This window comes from Kaistella sp. (assembly GCF_032060305.1).
In the GTDB taxonomy this organism is placed as follows: Bacteria; Bacteroidota; Bacteroidia; order Flavobacteriales; family Weeksellaceae; genus Kaistella; species Kaistella yananensis.
On record NZ_DAMBHK010000095.1, the window covers coordinates 1 to 7,114 of the forward strand.

7 protein-coding genes are annotated in these 7,114 nt (G+C 41.8%); all 7 read left to right on the forward strand.

The annotated features are described in order from the left end of the window. The coding region (locus V5N63_RS10730) for a sensor histidine kinase (RefSeq protein ID WP_332033937.1) at positions 1-852 on the forward strand (852 nt) is incomplete at its 5' end. After that, positions 849-1,211 carry a response regulator transcription factor gene (locus tag V5N63_RS10735; RefSeq protein WP_332033938.1) on the forward strand — a complete coding sequence of 121 codons (363 nt, stop codon included), beginning with the start codon at positions 849-851 and terminating at the stop codon, positions 1,209-1,211. The genes V5N63_RS10730 and V5N63_RS10735, both read left to right, overlap by 4 nt. Positions 1,212-1,221: 10 nt before the next feature. After that, positions 1,222-3,123, forward strand: coding sequence for an AMP-binding protein (locus V5N63_RS10740; protein WP_332033939.1), 1,902 nt, complete (start codon positions 1,222-1,224; stop codon positions 3,121-3,123). Between the two features lie 96 nt (positions 3,124-3,219). Beyond that, the gene (gene acs / locus V5N63_RS10745; RefSeq protein WP_332033940.1) at positions 3,220-5,190 is read left to right on the forward strand and encodes an acetate--CoA ligase; all 1,971 of its coding nucleotides are present in this window, start codon (positions 3,220-3,222) and stop codon (positions 5,188-5,190) included. A 173-nt stretch (positions 5,191-5,363) separates the two neighbouring features. Beyond that, a complete protein-coding gene (locus V5N63_RS10750; protein WP_332033941.1) occupies positions 5,364-5,804 on the forward strand; it encodes a hypothetical protein in 441 nt (146 codons plus the stop codon). A 244-nt stretch (positions 5,805-6,048) separates the two neighbouring features. After that, a complete protein-coding gene (fsa, locus tag V5N63_RS10755; protein WP_088468968.1) occupies positions 6,049-6,702 on the forward strand; it encodes a fructose-6-phosphate aldolase in 654 nt (217 codons plus the stop codon). A gap of 155 nt (positions 6,703-6,857) precedes the next feature. Next, the coding region (locus V5N63_RS10760; RefSeq protein ID WP_332033942.1) for a nitroreductase family protein at positions 6,858-7,114 on the forward strand (257 nt) is incomplete at its 3' end.

Consider the following 7,114-nt stretch of genomic DNA (forward strand, 5'->3'; position numbering starts at 1 on the left):
GTTACAAAAGAAGATAAAATTACACTGCCCGAAGTTTTGAAAATTCTGGAAGAATCGAAAGAAAACATCTCAATGAACAAGCAGCTCACCGAGCATTCGCAGCAGCTCAGAAAACTTTCGGAAGAATTGCAGAACGCGAACGAAACACTAGTTATTAAAGACAAACAGAAAGACGATTTCCTCGATTCTGTTGCGCACGAATTACGAACGCCTATCACAGCGATCCGCGCGACGAGCGAGCTGCTGCTGGATGATGACGAAATGCCAGCGGAGATTAAAAAAGATTTCCTCGGCAACATTATTTCCGAAAGCGACCGCCTGGCAGAAATCATCAACGATATTCTTTTTCTGGATAAACTCGAGGCCGGAACCACGCCCCTTAACCTTGCAGAAAAAAACATTACCGAGACTTACCATAAAGCTTTGAAGCCTTTGCTGCAACTTTTTGAGCAAAAACATCTTCATCACTCGGAAGTCAATTTACTGAAGAATGAGATTTTTGAATATGATGAAATGAAAATGATTCAGGTTTTTCAGAATATCCTGGGTAATGCGCTGAAATTCGCCAATGAACAGGGAATGATTCAGACCAAATTTCAGGAAAAAGATGGCATGCTGAAAATCTCAATCTTTAATACCGGCAAAACAATTCCAACGGAAGATTTGCAGTATGTATTCGAGAAATTTTACCAGAGCAAGAACCAGAATCTGAGAAAACCTTTAGGCAGTGGACTTGGACTTGCCATATGTAAGAGAATCATCAGTGCCCATGGCGGTAATATCGAAGCCAAAAACAAAGAAATCGGTGTTACGTTTGAGATTTTTTTGCCCACTAAAAATGAAACTACATGAAAAAGATATTAATTGCAGACGACGAACATAAAATCATCATGACCCTGGAATATGCCTTCCGGAAAGCTGGCTACGAAGTTTTCATCGCCAGAGACGGTTCCGAAGTCCTGGAAATCCTAAAAACCCATATTCCCGATATTATTCTGCTTGATATCATGATGCCGAATGTCGACGGATACAGCACTCTTGCAGAAATCCGTAAAAATGAGGCGTACCGCAATATCAAAGTGATTTTTCTTTCCGCCAAAACCGGAGAAGCTGATATTGCCAAAGGTTTGGAAATGGGCGCTGATGCCTATGTAACAAAACCCTACTCTATTAAAAAACTTAGCGAACAGGTAGAAAATTTAATCAAATAAAACTTAAGATATGAAAGCGCACAAAATGTTCCGCGAAAGCGTGGAAAATAAAGAGAAATTTTGGGCAGAACAGGCAGAAAATATTGAATGGTTAAAAAAACCAACCCAAATCCTCACCGACGATGGCCAAAGTTACCCAACCTGGTTTACAGATGGTGAACTCAACACCTGTTATCTTGCTTTAGATAAACATATTAACGACGGTTTCGGTGATCAGGTGGCCCTTATTTATGATTCTCCGGTAACTTCCCGAATCATAAAATACACCTACAGCGAAGTTCGCGACCAGGTGGCAAAATTTGCGGGAGGACTGCAGAATTTAGGCTTACAGAAAGGCGACACCGCGATTATTTACATGCCCATGATTCCACAGTCGGTTTTCGCTATGCTGGCCTGCGCAAGACTGGGCGTTACGCATTCCGTGGTTTTTGGCGGCTTTGCCCCTACCGAACTGGCGATCAGAATCGACGACTGCAATCCTAAAGCCATTATTACCGCAAGTTCGGGGATGGAAGTTTCGCGCCGGATTCCTTATCTGCCTTTTGTGCGCGAAGCTGTTTCAATTTCAGAATACAAACCGGAACACATCGTGGTTTACGACCGCAAACTTCTGGGCAACAGAATCCATTTTGGAACCGAGAATAATTTAATTGATTTCGAAGAACTTATCGCCAATTCGCAGCCGGTTGACTGTGTTCCAGTAGAATCCACCCACCCGCTCTACATCCTGTACACCTCCGGAACTACAGGAAAGCCCAAAGGTGTGGTACGCGATAACGGCGGACATGCCGTAGCGATGAAATTTGCGATCAAAAATATATACGGCGCTAACGAAGGCGAAACTTTTTGGGCAGCTTCCGATATCGGTTGGGCGGTTGGTCACAGTTTCTCGGTTTATGCCCCACTGATTAACAGAAACACCACTGTTATTTTTGAAGGAAAACCCATTGGAACGCCGGATGCAGGAACCTTCTGGCGTGTAATCGAGGAGCATAAGGTTTCGGTGATGTTTACAGCGCCTACGGCCATCAGAGCCATTAAAAAAGAAGATCCTGAAGGCGAATTTATAAAGAAATATGATTTATCGTCGCTGAGAACCCAGTTTCTGGCAGGCGAACGATGCGATGTTGCCACCCTCGACTGGTATGAAGAATTCGTCGGTGTACCAGCTATTGACCATTGGTGGCAAACCGAATCCGGATGGCCGATGCTGGGACTGATGCCGGGTGTGGAAGACGTAAAAATCAAGAGAGCCTCTGCCGGAAAGCCAATTCCCGGCTACGATATTAAAATCTTCAGTGAAGAAGGGTACGAACTTGAAGCCCATCATGAAGGATACCTGGTCATTAAACTCCCGCTGGCGCCCGGTGCATTAACGGGAATCTGGGGCGATCCGGAACGGTTTAAATTTGGATATCTGTCGAAATTTCCGGGCTATTATTTCTCGGGCGACGGTGCAATTATGGATGAAGACGGCTACGTTTTCGTTACCGGAAGGGTTGATGATGTGATTAATGTTGCCGGACACCGCCTTTCTACCGCTGAAATGGAAGAAGTGGTCGCCGCCCATAAAGATGTCGCCGAATGCTGCGTGGTTGGAATTGATGATGATTTGAAAGGTCAGGTTCCGTTTGCCATCGCGGTTTTAAAATCTGGTTCCAAGGCAGATCAGGACCAACTAGAAAAAGATATTGTTGCCCTCGTGCGTGAAAAAATTGGTGCTGTGGCCTGTCTGAAAAATGCAATGGTAGTCAACCGGCTTCCGAAAACCCGTTCCGGTAAAATTTTAAGGAAACTCATCAGAACGATGCTCGACGGTAAAGAATACCAAATGCCTTCGACAATTGATGATGAAAGCATTGTAGAGGAATTACAGGAAATGATGAATGTGTATAAAAGAGATAAAATTTAAATCAAAAACCGAAACCTGGGAAAGATAACAGCGCCCTAGCCCTGATGGAAGCGGTTACCCCGCAGCATGCAATGGTCAAACCCGGCCGCGAGGAGTATGAGCGGACAGCAGGTTCCCGGCTTCAAAAAAAACAGTAAAACAAAAAAAATTAAGAATATTATGAAAAATTATTTCATTGATGATCTTCCGGATTATTTCAAGCAGTATAAGAAATCGATAAAAAACCCGAAGAAATTCTGGGATAAAATTGCCGATGAAAACTTTGTCTGGTACCAGCGTTGGAGCAAAGTGGTGGAATATGACATGCAGGAAGCAAAAATCAAATGGTTTAAAAACGCCAAACTCAACATCACCAAAAATTGTATTGACCGGCATCTGAGTATCCGCGGCGAGAAAACCGCGATTATCTGGGAACCTAACGATCCGAAAGAAGAAGCCCAGCATATTTCTTATAACGAACTGCGGGACAGGGTCTGCAAAATGGCTAACGTGCTGCGTGATCTGGGAATCCAGAAAGGCGACCGCGTATGTATTTACCTTCCGATGATTCCGGAATTGGCGGTAACAATGTTGGCCTGTGCAAGACTGGGTGCGGTGCATTCCGTTATTTTTGCCGGATTTTCGGCTTCTGCGGTGAGTTCACGTGTTAACGATTGTGCAGCGAAACTTATCATTTGTTCGGATGGAAGTTACCGAGGCAATAAAGCCATCGATCTTAAAGGAATCATCGACGAAGCAGTAGAAAACTGTCCCACAGTAGAAAAAGTTTTGGTAGTAAAAAGAACCGGCGGCGAAGTGAAGATGAAGGAAGGACGCGACTTTTGGCTTGAACCGCTTTACGAAAAAGCACCGGCAGATTTTATTTCTGTTATTATGGACGCTGAAGATCCGCTGTTTATTCTTTATACTTCGGGTTCCACAGGGAAACCAAAAGGAATGCTCCACACCACTGCCGGATATATGGTTTATACGGCTTATACTTTCAAAAATGTATTCAATTACAGAGAAAATGATATTTATTGGTGTACGGCAGATATTGGCTGGATCACAGGACATTCATACATTCTCTACGGCCCGCTGGCAAACGGCGCAACGACGGTTATTTTTGAAGGTGTTCCCACTTACCCCGAACCCGATCGTTTCTGGGAAGTTATAGATAAGCATAAAGTGACACAGTTTTACACGGCTCCTACCGCGATCCGTTCGCTTGCTAAGGAATCGTATGAATGGGTTGAAAAACATGACCTTTCGAGTTTAAGGGTTATCGGTTCCGTAGGAGAGCCGATCAATGATGAAGCCTGGCATTGGTACAACGATCATGTCGGGAAGAAAAAATGCCCGATTGTAGATACCTGGTGGCAAACAGAAACCGGAGGTATAATGATTTCGCCGCTGCCTTTTGTAACCCCCACAAAACCGACCTATGCAACACTTCCGCTACCGGGAATTCAGCCTGTTCTGATGGATGACAAACGCAATGAAATCACTGGCAACCAGGTAGACGGCAATCTTTGCATCCGTTTTCCGTGGCCGGGAATTGCCAGAACGATCTGGGGCGACCACCAGCGATATAAAGAAACCTATTTTACCGCGTTTCCGGGGAAATATTTCACCGGTGACGGTGCTTTGCGTGATGAAGTAGGCTATTACAGAATAACAGGACGCGTAGATGACGTGATTATCGTTTCCGGGCATAATCTGGGAACGGCTCCAATTGAAGACAGTATTAATCAGCATCCGGCTGTTGCAGAGTCTGCGATTGTGGGTTATCCGCACGATATCAAAGGCAGCGCACTCTATGGCTATGTGATTCTTAAAGATACCGGCGAAAGCCGCGACCGGGATAATCTTCGTAAGGAAATTAACCAGGTCATCAGTGATACGATCGGACCAATTGCGAAACTCGATAAAATTCAGTTTGTATCAGCCTTGCCTAAAACCCGTTCCGGTAAAATTATGAGAAGGATTTTAAGAAAAATTGCAGAAGGCGATTTCGCGAATTTTGGCGATACCTCTACCCTGCTGAATCCGGAAATTGTTGAGGAAATTAAAAATGAGCGAATTTAAATAAACCCTAATTCCATCTTAAAGAAAATCCCGCAACAACGCGGGATTTTTGTTTAAAAACGTGAACACATCCTAAAAACACTGATATAAAAAAGGGTTACATCACGGTTTTTTAAAAACTATGTTACGCATATATTTGTAATAGCAAATATCAATTAACAAATACAAGTAAAATGAAAACAACAGTTGTAGGACTATTTTCAAGTTGTGATGAGGCAGTAAACGCAGCAAAAATCCTCAAAAAAACAGGATTGAAAAATCTTAAATTAGCCTGCAAAGAATTGTCAGATGACAGGAAAAACCTGTTAAACGCGTATTTAGGTTCTTGTTTCGGCATATATGCGAATAAACCGGTAAAAGTGCTGAGAAAAAAATCAGAAAATTTAGTTGCCGGAATATTTTCTAAAAATGCTGAAAAGCTTGAAAAAGCAAGAACAATTTTGAAAAACGCCGGCGCCGTACATGTTTTTTCATTCGAAAACATGTCCAGAGTAGAATCAAAATCAAAAGAATTTATTATGAAAATGATTGCCCTGGCAGCAAAATCTGAAATCCGGCTGCCACTGCCATTAAAACACCATGAGTCGCACGAAGGAATTTCGATGATAACATAAAGAAATTCTTTCGGAAAACTTAAAATTTAACCTGTATAATAAGAAACCTTACGCGAAACCGTAAGGTTTTTTTACGCCTGAGCCTTTGCTTGTTTAATGCTTTTATAAAACCAATTATCATTTCCATATTGCTGGTTAATATGTTATCTTTGTGAAAATTTATAAAAGATGATGCTGAACTGTTTATTACTCCATCTTCATGACAAAATAAGCTCATAATAAAGTACCTAATAAAAATAAATACATGAAATTTTTTATCGACACTGCCAATCTTGAGCAGATTAAAGAAGCCCAGGATTTGGGAATTTTAGATGGCGTAACCACCAATCCATCGCTTATGGCAAAAGAAGGCATCAGCGGAAAAGAGGCGATTCTGAACCATTACAAAACCATTTGCGAAATTGCTGATGGAGATATTTCTGCGGAAGTTTTAAGCACAACTTACGAAGAAATGATAAAAGAAGGTGAAGAATTGGCAGCACTCCATCCTAATATTGTGGTGAAAATCCCAATGATTAAAGACGGCGTGAAAGCACTTAAATATTTCTCCAACAAAGGCATTAAGACCAATTGTACCTTGATTTTCTCTGCCGGACAAGCGTTACTGGCTGCAAAAGCAGGTGCAACTTATGTTTCTCCGTTCTTGGGTAGATTAGATGATATTTCAGTTGATGGAATGAATTTAATCGAAGAAATCAGAATTATTTTTGATAATTATATGTTCGATACTGAAATTCTTGCAGCATCTATCCGTTCACCAATGCATATTATCAACTGTGCGAAAATTGGTGCAGATGTGGTGACTTCTCCCCTCGCTTCGATTTTAAATTTACTTAAACACCCATTAACCGACAGTGGTTTAGCACAATTTGTTGCTGATGCCAAGAAAATGGATTAAGAAAATAAACTATTAATAGAAACCGCCTGACTACTTAGGCGGTTTTTTTTGTCCCTGATTATTGATTCAAAATATCTATCACGTAATTAGATTGTGTGCAATATAATTGTTGACTATCTTTGCAACTCGAAATAGTAAAATTTAAAAAAAATACAATGTCATTAATTGAAGATTTAAAATGGAGACACGCAGTAAAAGCGTATGATTCCACCAAAAAAGTTTCAGAAGAAGATTTGAATAAAATTCTGGAAGCAGCCAGACTTGCGCCTACCTCTTCCGGATTACAGCCTTTCCGCGTAATCGTAGTGGAAAATCAGGAACTGAAAGAACAAATGGTAAAAGGAGCCCTGAATCCCGAGGTAATGAGAGATTGTTCCCATGTTTTGGTTTTCGCAGCCTGGGACAATTATTC